The organism is Caulobacter sp. LjRoot300 (assembly GCF_964253875.1).
Lineage (GTDB): Bacteria > Pseudomonadota > Alphaproteobacteria > Caulobacterales > Caulobacteraceae > Caulobacter.
In genome coordinates this window covers 733,232-756,803 of the sequence record NZ_CAXUSA020000002.1, presented here as the reverse complement: position 1 = coordinate 756,803, position 23,572 = coordinate 733,232, and the positions used below count along the sequence as shown (strand labels likewise).

26 protein-coding genes are annotated in these 23,572 nt (G+C 67.8%); 6 read left to right on the top strand and 20 right to left on the bottom strand.

From position 1 onward, the window contains the following. Positions 1 to 126 precede the first annotated feature (126 nt). Both ACSQ2G_RS08910 and ACSQ2G_RS08905 read left to right on the top strand, forming a co-directional pair. Entirely contained in the window at positions 127 to 759 is a 633-nt protein-coding gene (locus ACSQ2G_RS08910) for a LysE family translocator (RefSeq protein ID WP_436030077.1), read from the top strand. A gap of 187 nt (positions 760 to 946) precedes the next feature. Beyond that, a complete protein-coding gene (locus ACSQ2G_RS08905) occupies positions 947 to 1,666 on the top strand; it encodes a ribonuclease T2 (protein ID WP_436030075.1) in 720 nt (239 codons plus the stop codon). Positions 1,667 to 1,674: 8 nt separating this feature from the next. On the opposite strand, the gene ACSQ2G_RS08900 is transcribed toward ACSQ2G_RS08905, so the two are convergent. Beyond that, positions 1,675 to 1,884 (bottom strand): hypothetical protein, encoded by a 210-nt coding sequence (locus tag ACSQ2G_RS08900; RefSeq protein ID WP_436030073.1) that lies wholly within the window; start codon positions 1,882 to 1,884, stop codon positions 1,675 to 1,677. 460 nt (positions 1,885 to 2,344) lie between these two features. On the opposite strand from ACSQ2G_RS08900, the gene ACSQ2G_RS08895 reads away from it, so the two are divergent. Next, a complete protein-coding gene (locus ACSQ2G_RS08895; RefSeq protein WP_436030071.1) occupies positions 2,345 to 2,815 on the top strand; it encodes a hypothetical protein in 471 nt (156 codons plus the stop codon). Positions 2,816 to 2,886: 71 nt separating this feature from the next. On the opposite strand, the gene pnp is transcribed toward ACSQ2G_RS08895, so the two are convergent. The 4 genes from pnp to rbfA form a co-directional block, all read right to left on the bottom strand. Further along, positions 2,887 to 5,037 (bottom strand): polyribonucleotide nucleotidyltransferase, encoded by a 2,151-nt coding sequence (gene pnp / locus ACSQ2G_RS08890; RefSeq protein WP_436030070.1) that lies wholly within the window; start codon positions 5,035 to 5,037, stop codon positions 2,887 to 2,889. A gap of 244 nt (positions 5,038 to 5,281) precedes the next feature. Next, positions 5,282 to 5,551, bottom strand: a complete 270-nt coding sequence (rpsO, locus tag ACSQ2G_RS08885; protein ID WP_028039724.1) for a 30S ribosomal protein S15 — start codon at positions 5,549 to 5,551, stop codon at positions 5,282 to 5,284. 14 nt (positions 5,552 to 5,565) lie between these two features. Then, complete coding sequence (gene truB, locus ACSQ2G_RS08880) at positions 5,566 to 6,498, bottom strand: tRNA pseudouridine(55) synthase TruB (protein ID WP_436030067.1); 933 nt, start codon at positions 6,496 to 6,498, stop codon at positions 5,566 to 5,568. After that, entirely contained in the window at positions 6,498 to 6,992 is a 495-nt protein-coding gene (rbfA, locus tag ACSQ2G_RS08875; RefSeq protein WP_436030065.1) for a 30S ribosome-binding factor RbfA, read from the bottom strand. The genes truB and rbfA overlap by 1 nt, the downstream gene beginning before the upstream one ends. Positions 6,993 to 7,159: 167 nt before the next feature. On the opposite strand from rbfA, the gene ACSQ2G_RS08870 reads away from it, so the two are divergent. After that, the gene (locus tag ACSQ2G_RS08870; RefSeq protein WP_436030063.1) at positions 7,160 to 7,435 is read left to right on the top strand and encodes a hypothetical protein; all 276 of its coding nucleotides are present in this window, start codon (positions 7,160 to 7,162) and stop codon (positions 7,433 to 7,435) included. Here ACSQ2G_RS08870 and ACSQ2G_RS08865 read toward each other — a convergent pair. Further along, the gene (locus ACSQ2G_RS08865; RefSeq protein ID WP_436030062.1) at positions 7,432 to 8,220 is read right to left on the bottom strand and encodes a dienelactone hydrolase family protein; all 789 of its coding nucleotides are present in this window, start codon (positions 8,218 to 8,220) and stop codon (positions 7,432 to 7,434) included. The genes ACSQ2G_RS08870 and ACSQ2G_RS08865 overlap by 4 nt on opposite strands. A gap of 129 nt (positions 8,221 to 8,349) precedes the next feature. Here ACSQ2G_RS08865 and ACSQ2G_RS08860 point away from each other — a divergent pair, with 129 nt between their 5' ends. After that, positions 8,350 to 8,691 (top strand): hypothetical protein, encoded by a 342-nt coding sequence (locus ACSQ2G_RS08860; RefSeq protein WP_436030060.1) that lies wholly within the window; start codon positions 8,350 to 8,352, stop codon positions 8,689 to 8,691. Here the strand turns inward: ACSQ2G_RS08860 and ACSQ2G_RS08855 are convergent. The 8 genes from ACSQ2G_RS08855 to rimP form a co-directional block, all read right to left on the bottom strand. After that, positions 8,688 to 9,161 carry a hypothetical protein gene (locus ACSQ2G_RS08855; RefSeq protein WP_436030558.1) on the bottom strand — a complete coding sequence of 158 codons (474 nt, stop codon included), beginning with the start codon at positions 9,159 to 9,161 and terminating at the stop codon, positions 8,688 to 8,690. The two genes, ACSQ2G_RS08860 and ACSQ2G_RS08855, sit on opposite strands and share 4 nt — an antisense overlap. A gap of 110 nt (positions 9,162 to 9,271) precedes the next feature. Then, complete coding sequence (locus tag ACSQ2G_RS08850) at positions 9,272 to 9,787, bottom strand: DUF2939 domain-containing protein (protein ID WP_310080365.1); 516 nt, start codon at positions 9,785 to 9,787, stop codon at positions 9,272 to 9,274. A gap of 48 nt (positions 9,788 to 9,835) precedes the next feature. Further along, on the bottom strand, positions 9,836 to 10,249 hold the full coding sequence (locus ACSQ2G_RS08845; protein ID WP_436030058.1) for a type II toxin-antitoxin system VapC family toxin: 414 nt from the start codon (positions 10,247 to 10,249) through the stop codon (positions 9,836 to 9,838). Further along, positions 10,246 to 10,548, bottom strand: a complete 303-nt coding sequence (locus ACSQ2G_RS08840) for an AbrB/MazE/SpoVT family DNA-binding domain-containing protein (RefSeq protein WP_436030056.1) — start codon at positions 10,546 to 10,548, stop codon at positions 10,246 to 10,248. Before ACSQ2G_RS08840 ends, ACSQ2G_RS08845 begins: the two co-directional genes overlap by 4 nt. Positions 10,549 to 10,670: 122 nt before the next feature. Continuing rightward, entirely contained in the window at positions 10,671 to 13,790 is a 3,120-nt protein-coding gene (gene infB, locus ACSQ2G_RS08835; protein WP_436030055.1) for a translation initiation factor IF-2, read from the bottom strand. A 189-nt stretch (positions 13,791 to 13,979) separates the two neighbouring features. Beyond that, complete coding sequence (locus ACSQ2G_RS08830; RefSeq protein WP_436030054.1) at positions 13,980 to 14,645, bottom strand: RNA-binding protein; 666 nt, start codon at positions 14,643 to 14,645, stop codon at positions 13,980 to 13,982. A gap of 54 nt (positions 14,646 to 14,699) precedes the next feature. Next, a complete protein-coding gene (gene nusA / locus ACSQ2G_RS08825; RefSeq protein WP_436030052.1) occupies positions 14,700 to 16,394 on the bottom strand; it encodes a transcription termination factor NusA in 1,695 nt (564 codons plus the stop codon). 2 nt (positions 16,395 to 16,396) lie between these two features. Beyond that, positions 16,397 to 17,008 carry a ribosome maturation factor RimP gene (gene rimP, locus ACSQ2G_RS08820; RefSeq protein ID WP_436030051.1) on the bottom strand — a complete coding sequence of 204 codons (612 nt, stop codon included), beginning with the start codon at positions 17,006 to 17,008 and terminating at the stop codon, positions 16,397 to 16,399. Positions 17,009 to 17,282: 274 nt separating this feature from the next. On the opposite strand from rimP, the gene ppa reads away from it, so the two are divergent. Continuing rightward, the gene (gene ppa / locus ACSQ2G_RS08815) at positions 17,283 to 17,816 is read left to right on the top strand and encodes an inorganic diphosphatase (protein ID WP_028039714.1); all 534 of its coding nucleotides are present in this window, start codon (positions 17,283 to 17,285) and stop codon (positions 17,814 to 17,816) included. Positions 17,817 to 17,961: 145 nt separating this feature from the next. Here the strand turns inward: ppa and trmB are convergent, their stop codons facing one another. From trmB to ybeY, 6 genes are all read right to left on the bottom strand, one after another. Next, positions 17,962 to 18,642 (bottom strand): tRNA (guanosine(46)-N7)-methyltransferase TrmB, encoded by a 681-nt coding sequence (gene trmB / locus ACSQ2G_RS08810; RefSeq protein WP_436030049.1) that lies wholly within the window; start codon positions 18,640 to 18,642, stop codon positions 17,962 to 17,964. A 114-nt stretch (positions 18,643 to 18,756) separates the two neighbouring features. Next, positions 18,757 to 19,980 carry a methionine adenosyltransferase gene (gene metK, locus ACSQ2G_RS08805; protein WP_436030047.1) on the bottom strand — a complete coding sequence of 408 codons (1,224 nt, stop codon included), beginning with the start codon at positions 19,978 to 19,980 and terminating at the stop codon, positions 18,757 to 18,759. Between the two features lie 112 nt (positions 19,981 to 20,092). Beyond that, complete coding sequence (locus tag ACSQ2G_RS08800) at positions 20,093 to 20,527, bottom strand: helix-turn-helix domain-containing protein (RefSeq protein WP_436030046.1); 435 nt, start codon at positions 20,525 to 20,527, stop codon at positions 20,093 to 20,095. Between the two features lie 53 nt (positions 20,528 to 20,580). Then, positions 20,581 to 22,164: an apolipoprotein N-acyltransferase gene (lnt, locus tag ACSQ2G_RS08795; RefSeq protein WP_436030044.1), complete on the bottom strand. Its 1,584-nt coding sequence runs from the start codon at positions 22,162 to 22,164 to the stop codon at positions 20,581 to 20,583. Next, a complete protein-coding gene (locus ACSQ2G_RS08790) occupies positions 22,161 to 23,087 on the bottom strand; it encodes a hemolysin family protein (RefSeq protein WP_436030042.1) in 927 nt (308 codons plus the stop codon). Before ACSQ2G_RS08790 ends, lnt begins: the two co-directional genes overlap by 4 nt. 12 nt (positions 23,088 to 23,099) lie before the next feature. Beyond that, positions 23,100 to 23,558, bottom strand: a complete 459-nt coding sequence (gene ybeY, locus ACSQ2G_RS08785) for an rRNA maturation RNase YbeY (RefSeq protein ID WP_436030556.1) — start codon at positions 23,556 to 23,558, stop codon at positions 23,100 to 23,102. Positions 23,559 to 23,572: the final 14 nt, after the last annotated feature.

The following is a 23,572-nucleotide window of genomic DNA, read 5'->3' as shown; positions in this document are numbered from 1 at the left end:
AGGCCGCCCGCTCTGAGGCGGCGTTCAGGAAAGCTGGCCTCAACCTTCGCCGCGAACCGGTGTAGACAGCCTTCGTCCGCGTGACCGGCGATCGCGGGCGCGCCCGTCCATTCGTCGAGGAGCCCCATGCCCGAAGCCAAGACCTGGATCGCCTTCTGCCTGGTCTGCCTGGGCATGGCCCTGACCCCGGGGCCGAACATGCTCTACCTGGTCAGCCGCTCGATCAGCCAGGGGCGCTGGGCCGGGATCGTGTCGCTGGCCGGCACCGCCGCCGGCTTCGTGGTCTATCTGGTCTGCGCCGCCCTGGGCATCACCGCCCTGCTGATGGCCGCTCCGATCGCCTACGACATCCTGCGGTTCGGCGGCGCGCTCTACCTGGCCTGGCTGGCCTGGCAGGCGATCCGGCCCGGCGGCGCCTCGCCGTTCCAGGTGCGCGAGCTGCCCAAGGACAGTCCGGCCAAGCTGATCAGCATGGGCTTCCTGACCAACCTGCTGAACCCCAAGGCGGCGATGCTGTACCTGTCGCTGCTGCCGCAGTTCATCGACCCGCACCGCGGTGCGGTGCTCGGCCAGTCCCTGGCCCTGGGCGGCAGCCAGATCGCCATCAGCCTGACCGTCAACGGCTGCATCTGCCTGGCGGCCGGCACGATCGCCGGCTTCCTGGCCACCCGCCCCAGCTTCGCCCTGGTCCAGCGCTGGCTGATGGCCTCGGTGCTGGGCGGCCTGGCGGTGCGGATGGCGACCGAGGCGCGGCGGTAATTTATAGCCGCTCATCCCGGCGAATGCCGGGGCCCGGATGGAATGGCTTTGAGGTTGTTTCCAGGAGCGCCGAGCTCTTCCAACCGCCACACAGCCATAGGATCTGGGTCCCGGCATTCGCCGGGATGAGCGGGTTTTGGGGAGGCCAAGGCGTGCTAGACAAGGCGCGGTAAGCCCCGGAGTCCTCATGCCGTCGTCGAAGATCGCCCAGGCCGTGATCGGTCTTTTCGCCGCCTTGGCCCTGGCCAGCGCGGCCCAGGCCTCCAGCCTGAAGTCCTGCGCCGTCCCGCGCGACGTGGTTCCGGCCGCGCCGGAGGTTCCGCCGGCCGACCAGGTGCACACCGACGTGCCGACCGCCGCCTACCTGCTGGCGCTGTTCTGGTCGCCGGAGTCCTGCCGGGCCGGCATCGCGGAATCGGACAAGGCCATCCAGTGCGACGCCAACCGCTTCGGCTTCACCGTCCATGGCCTGTGGCCGAACGGCCCCGACCGCATCCACCCGCGCTACTGCCGCCCCAGCCCGTCGATCAGCGCGGCGACGGTCAGGGCCAACCTGTGCATGACCCCCTCGCCCTGGCTGCTGCAGCATGAGTGGCAAGCGCACGGCACGTGCCAGTGGGACACCCCCGAGGCCTATTTCAAGAAGGCCCGCCAGGTGCGCGAGCGCCTGAACGTGCCGGACCTCAAGCCCGATGCGAATGGAACCATGACGGCGGGCGAGGTGCGGACCGCCTTCCTCAAGCGCAATCGCGGCATGACGGCCGAGGGGCTGAACGTGCGCGTCAACAAGGACAACCGCCTGACCGAGGTGTGGGTCTGCATGGACCTGGACTTCAAGCTGGCCGCGTGCCGGGGCGGCAACGGCACGCCCGACCGGGTGACCATCCGGGTGACGCCGAGGCGGTAGGTCCCGCGTTAGAAGCCCTCCTCGTGGATGATCGCGGTCACCGGGGCGCGCTTGAAGCGGACGCCGCGATAGGTGGCCTCCGGCGGCTCGCCCTCGGGCCGCGCGCCGGTCAGCGACAGGAACTCGTCCCAGCGGTCCTCGGGCAGCAGGAAGGCGATGTCGACGTCGCCGTTGCGGCTGGCCTCGATCTCCTGGTCGGCCTGGTCCTTGATGGTCATGGACGCGCTCCTTCGTAGGGGGAACGCGTGGGGGTGAGCGGGTATCCCGGCGGCTTGTCTTATGGGTATACGCCTTTTTGACTCGTCATCCCGGGCCTCGTACCCGGGACCCCTCCGTCCGCCGCAGGTGCGGAGGGGTGGCGCGCCAGCGCGCCATGGCGCTTCACCGTCGGCTGAACCAGGGGTCCCGGGCACGAGGCCCGGGATGACGGGGTTTGGGGGGGCCGAACTGAGCATCCGCCCTGATCCGCCCCAGCGGATCAGGCCCCGCCTTAAATCCTTGGAGGCGAGCTTGCTCTGGGGTCAGGCCGTGTCAAGGACCGGCCTCCGGCCGGCCGCACCGCGGCGGCGCCTGGCGCCGTCCTTGACACGGCCTGACCCCAGAGCTCCGATCCACCAAGGACTTAGGGCGGGGTCGCATCCACGGTGCGGATGACCGACCTAAAAAGGGGGAAAGATCATGAACGAGCCAATACTGCCGCGCCCTTACACTATCGAAAAGCTCACCTCTATGAGCGTAGGAGACCGACATAATCTCTGGAAGAACGCGAAGTCCAAGGATACGCCCGAAGCTGGCGCGCTGGTGAATGCGATCGAGGCCCTGGGGTTGCCTTTCAGCGAAGGCGGCGGCCTGAAAATGGATGATCCGCTTACACTAAAGATTTGGGCCATTATCAATTCGCCTGAAGGAAAGGCTGCTTGTATTGCCGCCAACGACTCCGGCCTGCCCGCTGTGGCCGGAGTTGACCCGATGCTGTTTGCGGAGCTGGGCGTGGACTATGGCGGCCACAACCAATCAACAAACACGGCAGGGTCCATCGTGGGGGAAGTCATGCGCGCCGCCGGCTATGTCCACTCGGGAGAGCATCGCTCCCTGCCGCCGGGTAGCGTGGCGAAAACAGGCGCGTTCTGGGTGCCGAGACATCCCTAAGTACGCAAAACGGGCGGCCCCTTTCGGAGCCGCCCGCCTGCTAACGCTTCACCGGGAAGACACCATCACCCTCAGGTGGTGACGGCTTCCTCCGGGGTGACGGCTTCCTTCTTGGACAGGTCTTCGCCGGTTTCCTGGTCGACGACCTTCATCGACAGCTTGGTCTTGCCGCGATCGTCGAAGCCCAACAGCTTGACCTTCACGATCTGGCCTTCCTTCAGCACGTCCGAGGGCTTGGCCACCCGTTCGTTGCTGATCTGGCTGACGTGGACCAGGCCGTCCTTGGCGCCGAAGAAGTTCACGAAGGCGCCGAAGTCGACGACCTTGACGACCTTGCCGTCGTAGATCGCGCCGACTTCCGCTTCCTGGGTGATCGACTTGATCCAGTCGATCGCCGCCTTGATCTTGGCGCCGTCCGAGGCCGAGACCTTGACCGTACCTTCGTCGTTGATGTCGACCTTGGCGCCGGTGGTGGCGACGATCTCGCGGATCACCTTGCCGCCGGTGCCGATCACTTCCCGGATCTTGTCGGTCGGGATGGTGATGGTCTCGATCTTCGGAGCGTAGTCGCCGACGTCTTCACGCGGCGCGTCCATGGCCTTGTTCATCTCGCCCAGGATGTGGGCGCGACCTTCGTGAGCCTGGGCCAGGGCCTGCTTCATGATTTCCGGCGTGATGCCGGCGATCTTGATGTCCATCTGCAGCGAGGTCAGGCCCTCGCTGGTGCCGGCCACCTTGAAGTCCATGTCGCCCAGGTGGTCTTCGTCGCCCAGGATGTCCGACAGGACCGCGAAGCCGTCCTTTTCCAGGATCAGGCCCATGGCGATGCCCGAGACCGGACGGATCAGCGGAACGCCCGCGTCCATCATGGCCAGCGAGCTGCCGCAGACCGTGGCCATCGAGGACGAGCCGTTCGACTCGGTGATCTCGGAGACCAGGCGGATGGTGTAGGGGAAGTCTTCCTTGCTCGGCAGCATCGGGCGCAGGGCGCGCCAGGCCAGCTTGCCGTGGCCGATTTCGCGGCGGCCCGGGCTGCCCATGCGGCCGGTCTCGCCGACGCTGTAGGGAGGGAAGTTGTAGTGCAGCAGGAAGGATTCCTTGTAGGTGCCTTCCAGGGCGTCGATGAACTGCTCGTCGTCGCCGGTGCCCAGGGTGGCGACCACGATCGCCTGGGTCTCGCCGCGGGTGAACAGGGCCGAGCCGTGGGTGCGCGGCAGGATGCCGACTTCGCCGAGGATCGGACGGACCTTGTCGACGGTGCGGCCGTCGATGCGGATGCCGGTGTCGAGGATCGCGCGACGCACGACGTCGGCTTCCAGTTCCTTGAACACCGCGCCCAGCTTCAGCGGGTCGTAGCCGGCCGGATGCTCGTCCGACTTGCCCAGGGCGGCGATGGCCTTCTTCTTGGCCGCGCCGATCGCTTCGTAGCGGTCCTGCTTCTTCTGGATCTTGTAGCCGGCGATGATGTCGGCGCCGACCAGCTTCTTCATCTCGGCCTTCACCGCGTCGGTGTCTTCGGGCTCGAACTCGAAGGGCTCCTTGGCGGCGTGCTCGGCCAGCTCGATGATCGCGTCGATCACCGTCTGCATTTCCTTGTGGGCGAAGTTGACGCCGCCCAGCACGATCTCTTCCGAGAGCTCCTGGATTTCGCTTTCGACCATCATCACGGCGTCGGCGGTGCCGGCCACGACCAGGTCCATCTTGCTTTCCTTCAGCTCGTCGAGCGTCGGGTTCAGCACGTAGCCGCCGTCAACATAGCCGACGCGCGCGGCGCCGATCGGGCCCATGAACGGGGCGCCCGACAGGACCAGGGCGGCCGAGGCGGCCACCATGCCCAGGATGTCGGGATCGTTCTCGAGGTCGTGCTGCAGCACGGTGACGACGACCTGGACTTCGTTCTTGAAGCCCTTGACGAACAGCGGGCGGATCGGACGGTCGATCAGGCGGGAAACCAGGGTTTCCTTTTCCGACGGACGGCCTTCGCGCTTGAAGAAGCCGCCGGGGATCTTGCCGGCCGCGAAGGTCTTTTCCTGATAGTTGACCGTCAGGGGGAAGAAGTCCTGGCCGGGCTTCTGGGTCTTGGCGAACACGGCGGTGGCCAGGACGACGGTTTCGCCCATGGTGGCCAGGACGGCGCCATCGGCTTGACGGGCGATGCGACCGGTTTCGAGGACCAGCGTCTTGCCGCCCCACTCGATCGTCTTGCGCTTGATATCGAACATTTTTGCTTCTTTCGGTTCCGAAGGACCCATTTCCTTCAGGACGGACAGGGGCGGGCGGCCGAAGGGCGGTCCCGATGTTTCCTCATCCAGTTCGACAGGCTCCCGACGATCGTGATCCTCGGACGTACAATCGAATTCGCAATCAACGAACTCGCAGCAACCGTCGTTTCAGCCTGTCTTGAAACGATGGCCATAAAAAGCGTTCGGCCGCCCCGCGTGAGCGAGGCGGCCGACTGCGCCGATACTAGCGGCGCAGACCCAGCTTCTCGATGAGAGCCGCGTAGCGGGCGGCGTCGGACTTCTTCAGGTGGTCGAGGAGGCTGCGACGCTGGGAAACCATCATCAACAGACCACGACGGCTGTGGTTGTCCTTCTTGTGGGTCTTGAAGTGCTCGGTCAGGTTGGCGATCCGTTCGGACAGGATCGCGACCTGGACTTCGGCGCTGCCGGTGTCACCTTCGGTGCGGGCGTGTTCGGCGATGAGAGCGGTCTTGCGCTCGGCAGTGATCGACATCGGGTTGTCTCCGCTCAGGTGAGTTGGAAGACCCGCACCGGATTGAGCTTTCCGGCGCGCATCTCGCACAAGGCCACCAACCTGTCGCCCGACATGGCGGAAACGGTGCGATCACCGGGCGCGAGCTCGGCTTTCAGCGATTCCACCTGCCTTGGGAGCAGAACGATGGCGCGTCCTTGCGCAAGCCGGAAGGCGTCTTCATCGGTCACGGCCAGCGCCGGGATGTCGTCCAGCGCGGTCTCGACCGGAAGCAATGCCTCCGACAGCCGGGCCTCATAGCTTAAATTCTCAAGGGTTTCCAGGCCTATCGCCGAATCCTCGCTGAACCGCCCGACTCGCGTCCGGCGAAGCTGGTCGACGTGACCGCAGGCGCCGAGCGCGGCGGCCAGGTCGCGGACCACGGCGCGGACATAGGTGCCCTTGCCGCATTCCATCTCCAGCTCGATGTGATCGGCGTCCGGAGCCCCCGTCACGCGAAGCGCGTGCACCGTCACCTTGCGGGTCTTCAGCTCGAACTCGACGCCGTCGCGGGCCAGGTCGTAGGCCCGCTCGCCGTCGACCTTAATGGCCGAATAGTTCGGCGGGACCTGGTCGATCTCGCCGACGAAGGCCGGCAGCGCCGCCTCGACCGCCTCGCGGGTCGGGCGCACGTCGCTGCTGTCGGTGGTCTCGCCCTCGCGGTCCAGGGTGGTGGTCGAGCGCCCCCACTGGATCATGAAGCGATAGGCCTTGTCGGCGTCCATCAGGAACGGGACGGTCTTGGTCGCCTCGCCCAGGGCCAACGGCAGGATGCCGGTGGCCAGGGGGTCCAGCGTACCCGCATGGCCGGCCTTCTGGGCGTTGAACGCCCGGCGCACGCGGCTGACGGCGCTGGTCGAAGTCAGGTCGTAGGGCTTGTCCAGGCAGATCCAGCCGGAAATGGCGTCGCCCTTCTTGCGGCGCGCCACTAGTTTTCCTCGTCTTCAGCCACGTCGGACAGGCGGCGCACGTCCTGCTGCACACGCGGATCGGCGAACAGGCGATCCATGTAGGTGGCCGAGTTGAAGGTCTCGTCGTGCAGGAACTTCAGGTCGGGCGTGAACTTCATGTCGATGACCTTGGCCAGGCGCCCGCGCAGGAACTTGCTCAGGCGGTTGAGGCCGGCCACCACTTCGGCGGGGCTGCCCGGAACCACCACGGTGCGCGACGGCGAGGACGGCTCGCGCTCGACCTGCGGCGTCACGCTGGCCCCCAAGGGCTCGACGAAGCAGATGGCGTGCTTGAGGTCGGCGCTCATCCGCACCTCGGAGATGGTCACCGAGATGCCCGCCAGGGCCGGGTCGACCAGCTCTTCCTCGCGCAGGATGTCGACCAGGGCGTGGCGGATCAGCTCGCCGGCCCGCAGCTGGCGTTGCGACGGACCCACGGGCCCGCTCTTCTTGTTGTCGGTATGGCGCTTCATGGCGCGGTCGCCTCGATGCCCGGCCGGCGGATCGAACGCCGGGTCGCGGGGAGAAATGGGAGGCGGGGTGTCTAGGCGCGTAAGCGTGAAAAGTCCAGCGTCCGGTATGATTGCTTAAGGTTGCGCAACGATGCTCGTCAAGACTCCAAACGAGACAGAGGCGTGTGATGTTCAAGACCGTGGAACTGCTTCAGATCCTGCTGCGAGCGATCGGCGCGTTATTCCTGGTCTCGGGCGGCTTACAACTGACGCTCGCCGTTGCGTTGACCACGATCACGATTACCGCTGCTAACGTTCACCCCGCATCACCTCTCGGCATCATGGCCGTTTGCGCCATTCAGATGGGTATCTTTTCCATCGCCTCGCTGGCGAGCGGCGGAATCCTAGTCGGCTTCAGTCGCCGCCTTGCACACTTCGCGATCAAGCCCTTCCAGGGCATCTAAGCCCCCGTCCGCTCCTTGAAGAACTCCAGCACCCGCCGATAGACCTTCATCGTCTCGCCGTCCGGGTCTTCGCGATCCAGGTGGACGGTCAACACCGAGTGCGGCGCGCGGCCGGTGCCCTTGCGGGCCGAGGCGTCGGGCAGGACGTGGGTTTCCAGCCGAGCGCCGAACTCGCGCTCCAGGGTGTTGAAGCGGGCGCAGGGAACCAGCACGTCCTCCTCGAAGCGCAGGGCCAGCAGCGACAGGTCCTCGGCCTCCATCCTCGCCTTGGCGATCACCAGCTCAGCCGGCGAGCAGTCCAGGGCGTCGCCGTGCTTGCGACTCACCGGCAGGGACGGCTCGGCCAGCACCGGGGCCACCACCGACGGCTCGGTCATCATCGCCAGGGCGAAGCCGCCGCTGAAGCACATGCCCACGGCTCCCACCCCCTTGCCGCCGCATTCGGCGTGAACCTGCCGGGCCAAGGCGCGCAGCCAGTCGACCATGGGGCTGGAACGGCCGGCCGCCCAGACCGTGAATTCGCGCCGGACGCACAGGGTCTTGACGATCGTCCCGAGCATGTAGCCCGTCGAGATCGGTCGGCCCGGCTGGCCGAACAGGCTGGGGCAGAACGCCGTCATGCCTTCGGCCGCCACGTCCCGGGCGAATTCTAACACCGGAGGATGCAGGCCCGGCATCTCGTGGATGACGATCACGGCCGGGCCGGAGCCGATGCGATAGACCGGCCGCCTCCAACGGCCGTTATCGAACTCGAACCTGGTGAAGCCCGCCAGCACGTCGACCATGTCTGTCCGCCTCATCTTTCGCGGGAGCATGGCATGAAACGACTGTTCGACGTCACCCCTAGAAACGCCCAGGTTGCGCCGGCGAGGGGCGCGGCCTATCCCTTCTAGCTTGAGCTTGGGGAGCGGCGGATGATCTTCTGGTGGACCGGTCGGGGCTATCTGGCCCTGTTGAGCCTGATCGGCGTGTTCGGCCTGTTCGGGGCGCTGCTGACCCTGGCGTTCGGCGAGCAGATCTTCGACACCGCGCCCTGGCTGTGGGCGGTCGGCGCGGTGATCGCGTCGGTCGTCAACTGGGTGGTCGGCTGCCGGGTCAACCGCAAGCCCCTGAAGGTTCCGCGCCTGACGCTCTGGAAAAGCCGCCTCTCCTACCGTCCGCCCAATCGCTTCATGGGCCTGCCGCTGGAGGTGTGGTCGGCGCCGATGATGCTGCTGGCGGCGGTCATGCTGGTGCGCGGCCTGCTGCCGGCCTAGCCCGGGCCGTTGCCGCCGGTCCAGTCCTCCATCGGGTCGGGCAGATTGCCGCTCGGCAGCTTCCATTCGCCCCGGAAGGAGAAATCCAGCGTGCCGCACAGCCGGGTCTGGCCGCCCTTGGGGTCGTCGCCGAACGCCTGGACCCGCAGGTCGCGATGCACCGCCAGCCGGCTGAAGCTCAGCCACAGGCGCGTGGCCCCTGGACAGAAGGCGCGGATATAGATCTTGCCCTGCTCGAACTTGGGATCGATCTCGTACAGCGCCGCGTCGGCGTCGACGCCGCTCATGGCCTTCAGCCCCCCGGGGCCCAGGTCCCTCTGGTGGCCGTCGATAAGTCGGCCCTGAACCGGCACGCCGGTGGCCAGCACCTTGGTCACCCGCGTCCCGGTCAGTTTCTTGTCGAACAGCACGGTCAGGCCCGCGCCGGTCAGCCGCTTGGCGTCCGGCGAGATCGGGTCGTAGGAGTACATCTTGCGCTCGGCGTGGGCCGCGCCGGCCGCCGCCGTCGCCAGGCAGGCCAAGGCCAGGCCCAGCACGGCCTTCAGGCTCGTCCGGCGAGCGGCCCCCGACACCCCTGCCCTCACAGCTTCAGACGCAGCTTCGCCGTTTCGGGATCGAAGCCCGACAGCCGCCAGGTGCCGCCCTCGAGGGTGAAGGTCAGCAGGCAGGGGCCATCCTTGGACTTGGCCGCGCAGACCTGGTCGGAGCCGATATAGCGCAGGCCCGCGGCGATGCTGATCCGGTCGGGGATCGGCTTGTCGGGCGTGTAGCCGTAATAGTTGGCGGCGTAGCGGAAGGTCTCGGGCTGGACCAGGGCCTCGCCGGCGATGTCGGCGGCCGGACCGGCCAGGGCGACGGCCGCGGCCTGCCAGCCGCCGCCCATGGCCGAGCTGCGCGCCTTGCGCACCAGTTCGCTCTCGATCTCGGCCTTCAGCGCCGGGCGGTCGACGCGGGCGTCGAAGGCGGCGTGGTCGTTGTTGCGGATCGCCACCAGCAGGGCGTGGACGTCGCCGGCCGCGTCGTAGCGGGTGGCCGTGGCGCAGGCCGACAACGAGACGGCGGCGAGGCTGACGGCGAGAAGGGCTCGAATGCGCATGGCTCTAGGGTTAGGCCTGAAATCGGGCGATTTCCAGTCCGGCGGGCGTCAGGCGGTCAAGACCGCCACCCCGCGCCGACGAGCGGCGTCGACAAGGTCCTGGTCGAACGAGGCAAGGCTCGACCCGGTCCTTATCGCCAGCTCCAGATAGGCGGCGTCATAGAGGGTCAATCCTTCCTGGCGCGCGAGATCGAGCGTCTCGCTCCAGGCATGGACGTCCGTCTCGACGTCGATCGCGATGGACATGGCGTCGAGCCGCCCCAGGGATCGATCGACAAAGGCCTCGTCGCAACGCTTGCGACGCACCGCCATGGTGAGGGCGTTGGCGATTTCCAGCCGCCAGAGCGAAGGCGCGACGAGACCCTCGTCGATGGCGTCGACAATGATGACCCGCGCCGCCTTGTGGTTCGGCTCCTCGAACAGGCTGGCCATCACGATCGACGCGTCGAGCACGACGCTCATCGGCGCCCTTCGTCAATCAACGCACGGATCGAGGCGCCGCCAAGGGTCCTGCCCTCGCTGTCAGCGACGATCTCGTCGAAGGCGGCCAGGGCGCGCGCCCGGACCTCGGCCCGCGCATCGGCGCGATGGATGACGATGTCGCCGTTTCTGACTTCGATCTCGACCTTCTCGCCGTCCGACAGACCCGCGGACCGGACGACGTCCAGCGGTATGCGCACGGCCAGGCTCTTGCCCCATGTGCCGACGGTGGCTGCGGCCTTGGTCTTGGCCCGAGGTTTCGCTGCGCCGATCATGATCATTACGCCAAACAAGGATATCACGGAATATCCCAGAATTCGCATCCTGTCGACCAACGGAGCTGAACGAAAAAGGGCGCGGATCTCTCGACCCGCGCCCCGTCTCGTCAAAGCTTCAGTGGGACCTAGTCCAGCTGGCGCTTGATCTCTTCGACCGTGAAGCACTCGATGGTGTCGCCGACCTTGATGTCCTGGAAGCCGGCGAACATCATGCCGCACTCCTGGCCGGACGGGACTTCGTTGACCTCGTCCTTGAAGCGCTTGAGCGTCGCCAGGGTGCCCAGTTCCAGAACGACGATGTCGTTGCGGATGATCCGGACCTTGGCGCCCTTGCGGACCACGCCTTCGGTGACCTTACAGCCGGCGATCTTGCCGACCTTGGAGATGTCGAAGGCCTGCAGGACCTCGGCGTTGCCGAGGAAGGTTTCGCGCTGGATCGGGGCCAGCATGCCCGAGAGCACGCCTTTGATGTCGTCCAGCAGGTCGTAGATGATCGCGTAGTAGCGGATCTCGACCCCCTCGCGCTCGGCCAGCGCCCGCGCTTGAGCAGAAGCCCGGACGTTGAAGCCGATCAGCGGCGCGCCGGCGCCCTTGGCCAGCATCACGTCGCTTTCGCTGATCGCCCCGGCGCCCGACAGGATGATCCGCGCGCGGACCTCGTCGGTCGACATGGCGTCCAGCGAACCGATGATCGCCTCGGCCGAACCCTGCACGTCGGCTTTGATGACCAGCGGCAGCTCGCGGTACTTCTTGTCCTGCAGCTTGGCCATCATGTCGGCCATGCTGGTGGCGCCCGCGCCGATCGGGTGCATCGACTTCTCGCGCTTGAGACGGATGCGGTATTCGGTCAGTTCGCGAGCCCGCGCCTCGTTCTCGACGACGGCGAAGCTGTCGCCCGGCGACGGCACGCCGTCCAGGCCGAGGATCTCGACCGGGGTGGCGGGACCGGCTTCGGTCAATTGCTCGTTACGCTCGTTCAGCAGGGCGCGAACCCGGCCGAACTGGCTGCCGGCCACGACGATGTCGCCGCGCTTCAGCGTGCCGCGCTTGACCAGCACGGTCGAAACCGCGCCGCGCCCCTTGTCCAGCTTGGCCTCGATCACGACGCCGTCGGCGACGCGGTCGGGGTTGGCCTTCAGGTCCATGACCTCGGCCAGCAGCAGGATGCGCTCGATCAGCTCGTCCAGGCCCTGGCCGGTCTTGGCCGAGACTTCGACGATCTGGGTGTCGCCGCCCAGACTTTCGACCACGATCTCGTGTTGCAGCAGCTCGTTGGTCACCCGGGTCGAATCCGAGCCCGGCTTGTCCATCTTGTTGACGGCCACGATGATCGGCACTTCCGCGGCGCGGGCGTGTTTGATCGCTTCGATGGTCTGCGGCATGACGCCGTCGTCGCCGGCCACCACCAGGATCACCAGGTCGGTGATGTTGGCGCCGCGCGCCCGCATTTGCGAGAAGGCCGCGTGGCCCGGGGTGTCGAGGAAGGTGACCTTCTGGCCATTTTCCAGACGCACCTGGTAGGCGCCGATGTGTTGGGTGATGCCGCCGTGCTCGCCGCCGGCCACGTCGGCCTTGCGCAGCGCGTCCAGCAGGCTGGTCTTGCCGTGGTCGACGTGACCCATGACGGTGACGACCGGGGGCCGGGGCTCCAGGTGATCGTCGATGTCCTCGGCGCCGATGAAGCCTTCTTCGACGTCGGCTTCCGACACGCGGCGAACGGTGTGACCGAATTCGGTGGCCACCAGTTCGGCGGTGTCGTTGTCGATGACGTCGTTGATCTTCAGCATCACGCCCTGACGCATCAGGAACTTGATGATCTCGACGCCGCGCACGGCCATCCGGTTGGACAGCTCCTGCACGGTGATGACGTCCGGAATGACCACTTCGCGGCTGACCTTGACCACGTCGGCGGGACCGCCGCGGCGCTTTTCCTTCTCGCGTTCACGGGCCCGGCGAACCGAGGCCAGCGAGCGCATGCGGTCGGCGGAATCTCCGTCGCCGGCCACGGTCTGGATGGTCAGGCGACCTTCGCGGCGAACCGGGGCGCCCTTGGCGCGGCTGACAGCCTTGCCCGGAGCCGCGGCCTTGCGGCGATCATCGTCCTCCTCGGGCTTGCGACCGATGTCGCTACCGGGGCGGGGCGCCGAACGCGTGGCGCGCTGGATTTCCGGCGTGGCCGGAGCCGAGGCCGGGACGCCCGGACGGGCGCCGCGCGGACCACCGGGACCCGGACGGGCGCCGGGCGCCGGGCGCGGGGCCAGGGCCGAATAGCGGACGGTCTGGGTCGGGCGGTCGCCTTGCGGACGGTCGCCCTGGGGACGATCGCCTTGCGGGCGGTCACCCTGCGGACGGTCGCCGCGATAGCCTCCGGCCCCTTCGGGACGGGGACCGCGAGGCGGGCCGCCGGCGTCGGGACGCGGGGTGCGCTGATTGTACGGGCCGTCCTGGCGGGGGGCGCGCTGGTTGAACGGCCGGTCCGCGAAATTGGGACGATCGCCCTGGGGACGGTCGCCTTGCGGGCGGTCGCCCTGGGCGCCCGGACCCGGACGATAGGTGGTGGTCGACGAGCGGTCGTCGCGACGGTCGCGGCTGGGCTCATAGGTGCGGGTCTGACCGGCGGCCGGGGCCGGGGCCGGACGCGGAGCCTCGGCCCGGACCGGCGGCGCGGCCGGAGCCGGCGTCGGAGCCTGGGGCGCGGGAGCGACCGGAGCCGGAGCCGGAGCCGGAGCCGGAGCTGTCGGGGCGGCCGGCGCTTGAGCCACCGGGGCGGCAGGCGCTTCCGGAGCTGGGGCGGGAGCCGGCGCGGCGGCGGCCTTGGCGGCGGCGGCGGCCTTGGCGGCGGCTTCGCGAGCCGCGGCTTCGGCGGCCGTGGCGCGGGCCTCTGCGGCGCGGCGTTCGGACGCCTGACGCTCCTGCTGTTCGCGGGCGGCCTCGATGGCGCGCTGGCGGGCCACCATTTCGCTTTGCGACAGGCCTCCGGCCGAACCGCCGCCCCCTTGGGACGACTGCGGACGCGGCGCGTCGCCTTGGCGGCGCTCGGCCGAGGACGGCGCGGCGAGATTGCCGGCCGGCGGCGCGTGCGGTCGCACGCGCTTGGTTTCAACCACCACCGTCTTGGTGCGGCCGTGGCTGAAGCTCTGCTTCACGACGCCGGCGCTGACCGACCCCTGACGGGGCTTCAGCGTGATGGGCGCTCGCCCGCCGGGGTTGGAACCAGGCCGACCGTTTTCGTTCTCGTCGCTCATGCGCTCGCTTGTACTTCCGCCGGCGGGGGCCGGCCAAAAACCGTTTGATCCATACGAGAAAGGGGCCTGGACGTACTTCCCGAAGGAAGCGCGTTTCCCGACCCTTCACTCAGGAGCGGATCACGCTCCTCATTTCAAGTTCCAGGCCTCTGTCGCCGACGAATGGAAGCCATTCGTCGAGGCCAGGGCCTAGGGCTCCTCGCGCCAACTCGCCGACCAACTCGAAGGAAGGAGTGGGCGAAAGCCTGATAACCGCTCGACGTCCAAAGTCCAGCGATCAGTGCCGCGCCCGGCAAGGAGCGCCGTGTGTATCACATTCTCCCCGCCCAAGGCCAAACCCAATTCGTCGGACGTGAACATCCCGCAGATTTTGGGACTGTTCGGGGCCTTGTGGACCGCGGTGAGAATCTTTCGGCGACCGTCGGCGGCGCCGTCGGACGCCTCGATCAACCAGGCGGTCTGTCCCGAGGCCAGGGCCGAGGAGACCTTTTCGAAGCCTGAGATAATCGTTCCGCCGCGTCGTGCAAGCCCCAGCCCATCCAGAACCCGCTTGGTCAGCAGCCGTTCCACCTGGTCGGCCAGATCCGCCGGGGCGGACAGCTTGACCTTGGCCGAGCGCGAGAACAGGCCCTTCTTGGCGGCGATCGTCACCGCCTCGCGGGTGGCGTCGACCCACATCCCCCGGCCGGGCAGCTTGCGCGCCACGTCGGGGACCACCGTTCCGTCGGGCCCGACCACGAACCGCACCAGGCGCGCCTCGTCCGTCGCCTCGCCCAGGACGATGTCCTTGCGCAGGCGATTGGCTTGGGCGTGGGTCTTGGCCACGGGGGTCTGGGGCGTGTCGGTTTCGGTCATGCGGCTCTGGAAAACACCGGGCCTCGCACTTTCGTGGGAGGCCCGGTTGCTGGATCAGTCTTCCTTGGGTTCTTCGGTCTCTTCGACGGCTTCGTCCGAGACCTCGGCCTCATCCGAAGCTTCGACCGGCGCTTCGCCCGCCTCCCCCTCGAACTCGCCTTCCTCTTCGACATATTCCGGCTCGGGCGGGGCCTCGACCCAGCCCATGACGATCCGGGCTCGCATGATCAGGGCCTCGGCGTCTTCCGGCGACAGGTTGAAGCTGTCCAGGATGCCGGCCTCGCGGGTGCGCTCGCCGTCCTTGGTCTCGAACCAGCCGCGCAGGTCGTCGGGGATCAGGCCGGCCAGGTCCTCGACCGACTTCACCTCGCCTTCGCCCAGGGCCACGGCCACGGGCAGGGTGACGCCCTCGATCTCGAGCAGGCCGTCCTCGACGCCCAACTCCAGACGCTTGGCGTCCAGGGCGGCGGCTTCCTTTTCCAGGAACTCGCGCGCCCGGGTCTGCAGCTCGTCGGCGGTCTCGTCGTCGAAGCCCTCGATGGCGGCGATCTCGTGCGGCTCGACATAGGCGACGTCTTCCACCGCCGCGAAGCCTTCCGTGACCAGCAGCTGGGCGATGACCTCGTCGACGTCCAGGGCTTCCTGGAACAGGGCCGTGCGCTCGGAGAACTCGCGCTGGCGGCGTTCGCTTTCCTGGCTCTCGGTCATGATGTCGATCTGCCAGCCGGTCAGCTGAGAGGCCAGGCGGACGTTCTGGCCGCGGCGCCCGATGGCCAGCGACAGCTGCTCGTCGGGCACCACCACCTCGACGCGCTCGTCCTCCTCGTCCATGACGACCTTGGAGACCTCGGCGGGAGCCAGGGCGTTGACGATGAAGGTCGCCTCGTCCTCGGACCACTGGATGATGTCGATCTTCTCGCCCTGCAGCTCGGCCACCACCGCCTGGACGCGCGAGCCGCGCATGCCGACGCAGGCGCCGACCGGGTCGATGCTGCTGTCGTTGGAGATCACGGCCATCTTGGCGCGCGAGCCCGGGTCGCGGGCCACGGCGCGGATCTCGATGACGCCGTCGTAGACTTCCGGCACTTCCTGCGCGAACAGCTTGGCCATGAAGCCGCCATGGGCGCGCGACAGCATGATCTGCGGGCCCTTGGTCTCGCGACGGACGTCGTAGATGTAGGCGCGGATGCGGTCGCCGACGTTGAAGTTCTCGCGCGGGATCGACTGGTCGCGGCGCATGATGCCTTCGCCGCGGCCCAGGTCGACGATGACATTGCCGTATTCGACGCGCTTGACGCTGCCGTTGACGATCTCGCCGGCGCGGTCCTTGTACTCGTCGTACTGGCGCTCGCGCTCGGCTTCGCGGACCTTATGCATGACGACCTGGCGGGCCATCTGGGTCTGGACGCGGCCGATCTCGAACGGCGGCAGGCTTTCCTCGTAGATCTTGCCGACCTCGGCGTCGCGCCAGGTGCGCTTGGCCGACGACAGCTGGACCTTGCCGATCTCGCCTTCCAGCTCGAAGTCGTCGGGCACGACCTCGATCACCCGCTTCTGGGTGGTCTCGCCGGTCTTGGTGTCGATCTTCACCCGGATGTCGTGCTCGGCGCCGTAGCGGGCGCGGGCGGCCTTCTGCAGGGCGTCCTCGATCGCCTCGATGACGACCTCCTTCTCGATGCCTTTTTCACGCGCGACCGCGTCGGCGATCTGCAGCAGCTCGAGGCGGTTGGCGGAGATGCCGATGGCCATGGTCAGTCCTCTTCACTTTCGGACAGGTCAATATCGTCGTCGGCGTCGTCGCCGAGATCTTCGGAGTCAGCGTCGGTCCCGACGCGCGCGGCGCGCTGTTCGGCGCCCCGCTTCATCAGCTGGTCCGTCAACACCAGCTTGGCGACGACGATCCATTCGAACGGGAAATAGACGGTGGTGTCGTCCTCGCCCTCGAGGTTCAGGCCCACCTGGCCGTCCTCGACGCCGGCTAGCTCGCCCTTGAAGCGCTTGCGGCCTTCGGCGACGCGATCCAGCTCGATGCGGACCTCCAGGCCAGCATAGGTGTCGAAGTCCTTCAGCCGCGTTAGGGGGCGGTCGACGCCCGGGCTGGAGACTTCCAGGGTGTATTCGCCGCTGATCGGGTCGGCGGCGTCCATGATCTCGGAGATGGCGCGCGACAGGCGGGCGCAGTCCTCGACGTTCATGTCGCCCCCACTCCCATCTTCAAGGAGCGGACGTTCGGCCATGATCTGCAGCCGACGCTGCTCGGCCCCGCCCATTAGGCGCAGGCGGACGATCTCGTAGCCGACGGACTCGGCGACGGGATCGAGCAACTCGACCAGACCGATATCTTCCTGCGTCTTGCCGCGCACGGTTCTCTCAACTCACTGGGCCGCCCGGGCGCCGGCTAAAAGCCAAGCTGGCGAGCGGCCAAAGAAAAAGCGGCAGCCTTTCGGGCCGCCGCTCGAAAGCGCTATCAGCGCTGACGGACGATGTAGGAGCTATATAGCGCGATGTTTGGGCGGTTGGAAGCCCCCTGCGATCGCCACGCGTCGTCGCCCCTTCCGCAGTGCAGCACTTGTGGCCTATAAGCGCCCCCGCGCAGGCTCGCCTCCCCGCGGGACCTATCCCAAACGAAGAGTCACAATGGACCTCTCCAAGATCGCCGTCGGCGTCAACCCGCCGTACGACCTGAACGCCGTCATCGAGATCCCGCAAGGCGGCGAGCCGGTGAAATATGAGATCGACAAGGCCAGCGGCGCCCTGATGGTCGACCGCTTCCTGCACACGGCGATGTTCTATCCGGCCAACTACGGGTTCATCCCGCACACCCTGGCCGACGACGGCGACCCGGCCGACATCATGGTCGTGGGCCCGACCCCGGTGGTGCCCGGCGCGATCATCCGCTGCCGCCCGATCGGCGCCCTGATGATGGTCGACGAGGCCGGTTCGGACGAAAAGATCCTGGCCGTGCCGGTCGACAAGCTGCACCCGTTCTACACCGGCGTGTCCAGCTGGCGCGACCTGCCGACCATCCTGACCGAGCAGATCGCCCACTTTTTCCAGCACTACAAGGATCTGGAAAAGGGCAAGTCGACCAAGATCACCGGCTGGGCCGATCCGGACGAGACCGCCGAGCTGATCCGCACGGCGATCAAGCGCCACGACGAGACCTACTGAAGAAATTTCTTCCCTCCCCTTTATGGGGAGGGGGGACCAGCGAAGCTGGTGGGTGGGGCTTCACCGCCGCCAGGACGCCCTGCACCGATCCCCCACCCGACCCCTTCGGGGCCACCCTCCCCACGAGGGGGAGGGGAAAAAGTCTTCATTTCCTGACGAAATCCAAGAATACCGGCGCGCAGTCGCCCAGCTTCTTTTCCTCGTAGCGGGTGGTCACGTGGTCGGCCGGCGCGGCGTTGCGGTCGGCGGTCTCGTCGGCGAAACCGAAGGCCGGGTCGGCCAGCACCCGCTCGAGCGTCCACTCCGCGTAGTCGGCCCAGTCGGTGGCGAAGCGGAAGGCCGCGCCCGGCTTCAGCACCCGCGCCAGTTCGGTCACGAAGGCCGGCTGGATCAGCCGGCGCTTATTGTGCCGGGCCTTGTGCCAGGGGTCGGGGAACATGATGAACAGCCGGTCGACACTGGCGTCGGGCAGCCAGTCGACCAGGTCGCGGGCGTCGCCCTCGTGGATGCGGACGTTCTTCAGCCCTTGCTCCTCGACATGGCGAACGGCGCTGGCCACGCCGTTGACGAAGGGCTCGGCGCCGATCACCAGCACATCCGGCCGGCGACCAGCCTGGGCGGCCATGTGCTCGCCGCCGCCGAAACCGATCTCCAGCCAGACTTCCGCGGCGCCCGGCATCAGGTCCTGCGGCTGAAACGCCGCGGTCGGCAAGGCGATCTTCGGCAGCAGGCTGTCGAGCAGGGCCTGCTGGCGCGGCTTGACGGGGCGCGACTTCAGGCGGCCGAACGAGCGCAGCGGCCCGTGGGGCTGTTGGGGATGGGTCATGGGCGGGGTCTTAGAGCTTTGAAGTCGAAATGAAAACGGGCCCCGATCCGAGGATCGAGGCCCGTTGAACGGTTGGGGACAGGCGCATGCGCCTGTCCCCGGGTGTTTCCAGGCCTACGCCAGGCCCTTCAGCTCCGACACCAGGTCGGTCTTCTCCCACGAGAAGCCGCCTTCGTTGTCCGGCGTGCGGCCGAAGTGGCCGTAGGCGGCGGTGCGGGCGTAGATCGGCTTGTTCAGCTGCAGGTGCTCGCGGATCGAGCGCGGGGTGGCGCCGCCGATCAGCTGCGGCAGCAGCTTTTCCAGCACCTCGGGATCGACCTTGCCGGTGCCGTGCAGATCGACGTGGAACGACACGGGCTGGGCCACGCCGATCGCATAGGCGATCTGGATGGTGCAGCGCTCGGCCAGGCCGGCGGCCACGACGTTCTTGGCCAGGTAGCGGCAGGCATAGGCGGCCGAGCGGTCGACCTTGGTCGGATCCTTGCCCGAGAAGGCGCCGCCGCCGTGCGGGGCCGCGCCGCCGTAGGTATCGACGATGATCTTGCGACCGGTGACGCCGGCGTCGCCGTCCGGGCCGCCGATCTCGAAGCGACCGGTCGGATTGACCAGCCACTGGGTCTTCTTGGTGATCAGGCCCTCCGGGAAGATCGGCAGGATGTGCGGCTTGATCAGGTCGAGCACGCGCTTGGAGGTCGCGGCCTTGCCGTCGATCTTCTTCTTGTGCTGGTGCGACACCACGATCGAGACGACGCGGACCGGCTTGCCGGCGGCGTCGTATTCCAGGGTCACCTGGCTTTTGGCGTCCGGCTCCAGCTCCGACAGCTCGCCCGAGTGGCGCAGCTGGGCCAGGCGGCTGAGGATGTTGTGGCTGTACTGCAGGGTGGCCGGCATCAGCTCCGGGGTCTCGGTGCTGGCGTAGCCGAACATGATGCCCTGGTCGCCGGCGCCTTCGTCCTTCTTGTCCGAGGCGTCAACGCCCTGGGCGATGTGAGCCGACTGGCCGTGCAGGTAATTGGCGAACTTCGCCTTCTGCCAGTGGAAGCCCTTCTGTTCGTAGCCGATGTCCTTGACCGCCGCGCGGACCTTGGACTCCAGCGAACCGAGGATGTCCTTGGTCAGCGCCTTGTTGGCGGCCTTGTCGCCGCCCGGCTTGCCGGCCCGCACTTCGCCGGCCAAGACGACGCGGTTGGTGGTGACCAGGGTCTCGCAGGCGACGCGCGCCTCCGGGTCGGCGCTGAGGAAGGCGTCGACCACGGTGTCGCTGATCCGGTCGGCGACCTTGTCCGGATGGCCTTCGGAAACGCTTTCGCTGGTGAAGATGTAGGAAGAACGGCTCAAGGGTCAGCTCCGGACATGACGTCGCCCGCTCGGACGGTCTGTCCGAGGGACTAGTCGCGAACATATAAAGATATGTTTATGTCCGCAAGCCGCCCGAGCCCGCTTTCGCCGATCAGGCTTCCGGCTCTTCCTCGGCGATCTCGTCGGCCATCGATCGGACGAGGTCGAGAATGCGCCGCCGGACACGGGACTTGCCGATGCGCGGGAACAGGGCGGCCAGCTCCAGGCCTTCCGGCGTCATCAGGAAGTCGTGCACGAACTGCTCGGAGCCGTTTTCCTCGAAGCCGTCGACGTCGGTCGGGTCGGCCAGGCCCTCGAAGAAGTAGGAGACCGACGACTGCAGGCTCCTGGCGATCTCGTAGAGCTTGGAGGCGCTGACGCGGTTGGCGCCGCGCTCGTACTTCTGCACCTGCTGGAAGGTCAGACCCAGGTCATCGGCCAGACGCTCCTGGCTGACGCCGAGAATCTTGCGCCGCATGCGGATGCGGGCGCCGACGTGCAGGTCGATCGGATTGGGGGAGCGGTCTTGGTCAGGGGTCGTGTTCATGCCGTTTCAATCACTGGGAGAAAAGCCACGGATAATCTGGAAGCCTGTCTGTTTCAGTTTGGGACTTTTTCCAAGCTCCGACCCCCTGGGACGCGAATCGCGGCGGCAAATGAAACCAAAAGCAGCAGCGCGAACGGCCAATGCCCAAGTCTGGAGAACAGGGTCGGCGATCCGACATTAGGGACATTACCGTCGATCACGCCTGATTCGCCAAGTTTCAAGCGGGCGCCGGGCAAGATTCGTCCCTGGGCGTCGATCAGGGCCGAGACGCCGGTGGGCGTCGCGCGGATCAAGGGCAGGCCCGTCTCGATGGCGCGGTAGCTGGCCAGGTTCAGGTGCTGCAGCGGTCCGGACGTAACCCCGAACCAGGCGTCGTTGGAGACATTGACGATGGCGCGCACGCCCCGGACGGGCTTGGCCAGGCGCGGGAACAGGCTTTCGTAGCAGATCAGCGGCTGGACCAGCAGGTCAGCGGCGATCCGCAGCGGTCGGGGCTCCGGACCGGTGGCGAAGCCGTCGCCGAGGTGGGCCATGCTCTTGACGCCCAGCCGGGTCATCAGGGCGTCGGCCGGCAGGTATTCGCCGAACGGCACCAGGCGGTGCTTGTCGTAGATCCCGACCACCTCGACATCGCTCGCCGTCCGTCGGAGGGCGACCAGGCTGTTGTAGTAGACTGGCTTGTCGGGCGTCCCCTCGTAGCGATAGCCGCCCAGCAGCATCAGCTGGCCGGGCCGCAGGGCGTCGACGATGGCCTGCCGCACCCAGCTGCCGGGAACCATGTAGTCGTTGATCGCCAGCGGCAGGGCGCCCTCGGGCCAGACGACAATGTCGGCCGGCTTGGCCGCGTAGGGCCTGGCGGTCAGCGAGACATAGGCCTGGACGATCTGGGCGAACCGTCGCTCGTCCCACTTGGATTCCTGCGGGATGTCGGCCTGGACGATGCGGACGGTCGTCGGCGGTCGACCGGCGGCCGGCGGCGGCGCGGCGCGCAACAACCATCCGCCGGCGAAGAGCACGACCAGACCGGCGACGGCCGCGCCGACCGCGATCCGGCCGCGCCGGCCGTCACGCCAGACAGCGGGAGCCGCGGCGATGGCCAGGGTGATCCAGGTCAGGCCATAGGCGCCGACCACCGCCGCGACCTGCGACACGGCCGAGCCGGCCCGCCAGGTCTCGCCGGGCAGGTTCCAGGGGAAGCCGGTCAGGATGTGGCCGCGCGTCCATTCCAGGACGGCATAGGCCCCTGCGAACACCAGCACCCGCCGCACGCCGGACGGACGGATCAGGCGGTAGAGCACCGCCGCCAGCCCCCAGAACAGCGCCATGCCGGCGGCCATGGCGGCCACCGCGAACGGGGCCATCCAGCCCTGGTTGGCGGCGTCGACCATGAAGGCCTCGGCGATCCACCAGGTGGAGAGGCCGAAATAGGCCAGCCCCGTCAGCCAGCCGCGCAGGAAGGCCGAGCGCAAGGGACGGGGACCATCGATCGCGTCCAGCAGCCAGAGCAGCAGGGCGTAGCCCAGCAGGCCGGGCAGGATCCCGAACGGCGGATGGGCCAGGGCGGCGGCGAGGCCCGCCAGCAGGGCCAAGCCCTGGGCGCGCCATGGCGTCAGCTTCGGCAGGGGCGGCAGGTTCACGAAGCGGCCACGCGGCCGGGTTGCTCGGCGGTCTCGGCGCCGAGCTCGACGGCCGGGCGCACGCGGATCCGGCGCACGCGGCGCGGATCGGCCTCGACGACCTCCAGGTCGAAGCCGGCCGGATGGGCGATCACCTCGCCCCGCTGCGGCACCCGGCCGGCCAGGGCCACGACCAGGCCGGCGACGGTGTCGATGTCCTCTTCCATGTCGGGCGGGGCCAGGTCGCGGTCGAGAACGGCCTCCAGATCCTCCAACGGCGCGCGGGCGTCGACCTCGAACAGGCCGCCGGGACGGGCCACGATGCTGGAGACCTGGGCGTCGTCGTGCTCGTCGTCGATCTCGCCGACCACCGCCTCGATCAGGTCCTCCATCGTCACCAGACCGTCGGTGCCGCCGAACTCGTCGATGACCAGGGCCATGTGGATGCGGCTGGTGCGCATGCGCAGCAGCAGGTCGGCGGCCCGCATCGAAGCGGGAACATACAGCGCCTCGCGCCGCAGCCGGTGCAGGATCTGGTCGGTCGGGCCCGGGCGCTTGTCGTCATCGGCCAGCAGGCGGAACACGTCCTTGACGTGGACCACCCCGACCGGGTCGTCCAGCGTCTCGCGATAGATCGGCATCCGCGAGTGCTCGGCCTCGGTGAACTGGGCCACCACCGCCTCGAACGCCGTGGAGACCTCGACCGCCACGATGTCGGCGCGCGGGGTCATCACGTCGGCCACCCGCAGGCTCTGGAACGCCTCGGCCTGGTCGACCATATCGACCTCGTGGACCATGGCGGGGTCGGCCGGACGCGAGGCCTCGGCCAGGCCCGGCACGCCCCGGCCGGCGAGGTCCTTGCGCATCTTGCGGAAGAACGCCCGCACACCCCGGCTCAGGCGAGCCGGGCCGGCGGGCGTGGAACTCTGGTCGTCGCTGGGCATGCCCTGGCTTGGTTATCCCTCTGGGGACGCGGGTTCGGCATAGGGGTCGGGAATGTCCAAGCCCGCGAGGATCTCGCGCTCGAACGCTTCCATGGCCTGCGCCTCGGCGTCGTCCTGATGGTCGTATCCTAAGAGATGAAGCACCCCGTGCGCCACCAGATGTTGCAAGTGGTGCGCCAGAGGCTTTCCTTGCTCGGCCGCCTCGCGGGCGCAGACCCCGAACGCCAGGACGATGTCGCCGATCTGGCCTTCGAGATTGGGCGGCGAGGGGAAGGACAGGACGTTGGTCGCGTAGTCCTTCTGGCGGAAGTCGCGGTTCAGGACCTGGACGCTGTCATCGTCGGCCAAAAGGATGACGATGCCCTGGCCCTCGATGTCCTCGTGGGCGTCCAGCACCGCCTGGGCGGCGCGCCAGACCAGAGCCTCGGCCTCGGGCTCGGCCCTGGTCCAGGCCTCGTCCTCGATCTCGATGTCCACGGTGATGG

Excerpts from the sequence above, each read along its gene's own strand:
- ACSQ2G_RS08840 (WP_436030056.1), bottom strand. The coding sequence starts at position 10,548 with ATGATCATGATCGGCGCAGCGAAACCTCGGGCCAAGACCAAGGCCGCA.
- ACSQ2G_RS08830 (WP_436030054.1), bottom strand. The coding sequence starts at position 14,645 with ATGACCGAAACCGACACGCCCCAGACCCCCGTGGCCAAGACCCACGCC.
- ACSQ2G_RS08865 (WP_436030062.1), bottom strand. The coding sequence starts at position 8,220 with ATGGTCGACGTGCTGGCGGGCTTCACCAGGTTCGAGTTCGATAACGGC.
- rpsO (WP_028039724.1), bottom strand. The coding sequence starts at position 5,551 with ATGTCGATCACTGCCGAGCGCAAGACCGCTCTCATCGCCGAACACGCC.
- ACSQ2G_RS08845 (WP_436030058.1), bottom strand. The coding sequence starts at position 10,249 with ATGAGCGTCGTGCTCGACGCGTCGATCGTGATGGCCAGCCTGTTCGAG.
- ACSQ2G_RS08850 (WP_310080365.1), bottom strand. The coding sequence starts at position 9,787 with ATGCGCATTCGAGCCCTTCTCGCCGTCAGCCTCGCCGCCGTCTCGTTG.
- ACSQ2G_RS08910 (WP_436030077.1), top strand. The coding sequence starts at position 127 with ATGCCCGAAGCCAAGACCTGGATCGCCTTCTGCCTGGTCTGCCTGGGC.
- ACSQ2G_RS08790 (WP_436030042.1), bottom strand. The coding sequence starts at position 23,087 with ATGCCCAGCGACGACCAGAGTTCCACGCCCGCCGGCCCGGCTCGCCTG.
- pnp (WP_436030070.1), bottom strand. The coding sequence starts at position 5,037 with ATGTTCGATATCAAGCGCAAGACGATCGAGTGGGGCGGCAAGACGCTG.
- ACSQ2G_RS08905 (WP_436030075.1), top strand. The coding sequence starts at position 947 with ATGCCGTCGTCGAAGATCGCCCAGGCCGTGATCGGTCTTTTCGCCGCC.
- ACSQ2G_RS08900 (WP_436030073.1), bottom strand. The coding sequence starts at position 1,884 with ATGACCATCAAGGACCAGGCCGACCAGGAGATCGAGGCCAGCCGCAAC.
- trmB (WP_436030049.1), bottom strand. The coding sequence starts at position 18,642 with ATGACCCATCCCCAACAGCCCCACGGGCCGCTGCGCTCGTTCGGCCGC.
- ACSQ2G_RS08895 (WP_436030071.1), top strand. The coding sequence starts at position 2,345 with ATGAACGAGCCAATACTGCCGCGCCCTTACACTATCGAAAAGCTCACC.
- ACSQ2G_RS08855 (WP_436030558.1), bottom strand. The coding sequence starts at position 9,161 with ATGTACTCCTACGACCCGATCTCGCCGGACGCCAAGCGGCTGACCGGC.
- rbfA (WP_436030065.1), bottom strand. The coding sequence starts at position 6,992 with ATGAAGCGCCATACCGACAACAAGAAGAGCGGGCCCGTGGGTCCGTCG.
- ACSQ2G_RS08800 (WP_436030046.1), bottom strand. The coding sequence starts at position 20,527 with ATGAACACGACCCCTGACCAAGACCGCTCCCCCAATCCGATCGACCTG.
- nusA (WP_436030052.1), bottom strand. The coding sequence starts at position 16,394 with ATGGCCATCGGCATCTCCGCCAACCGCCTCGAGCTGCTGCAGATCGCC.
- ACSQ2G_RS08870 (WP_436030063.1), top strand. The coding sequence starts at position 7,160 with ATGTTCAAGACCGTGGAACTGCTTCAGATCCTGCTGCGAGCGATCGGC.
- ACSQ2G_RS08860 (WP_436030060.1), top strand. The coding sequence starts at position 8,350 with ATGATCTTCTGGTGGACCGGTCGGGGCTATCTGGCCCTGTTGAGCCTG.
- infB (WP_436030055.1), bottom strand. The coding sequence starts at position 13,790 with ATGAGCGACGAGAACGAAAACGGTCGGCCTGGTTCCAACCCCGGCGGG.
- ppa (WP_028039714.1), top strand. The coding sequence starts at position 17,283 with ATGGACCTCTCCAAGATCGCCGTCGGCGTCAACCCGCCGTACGACCTG.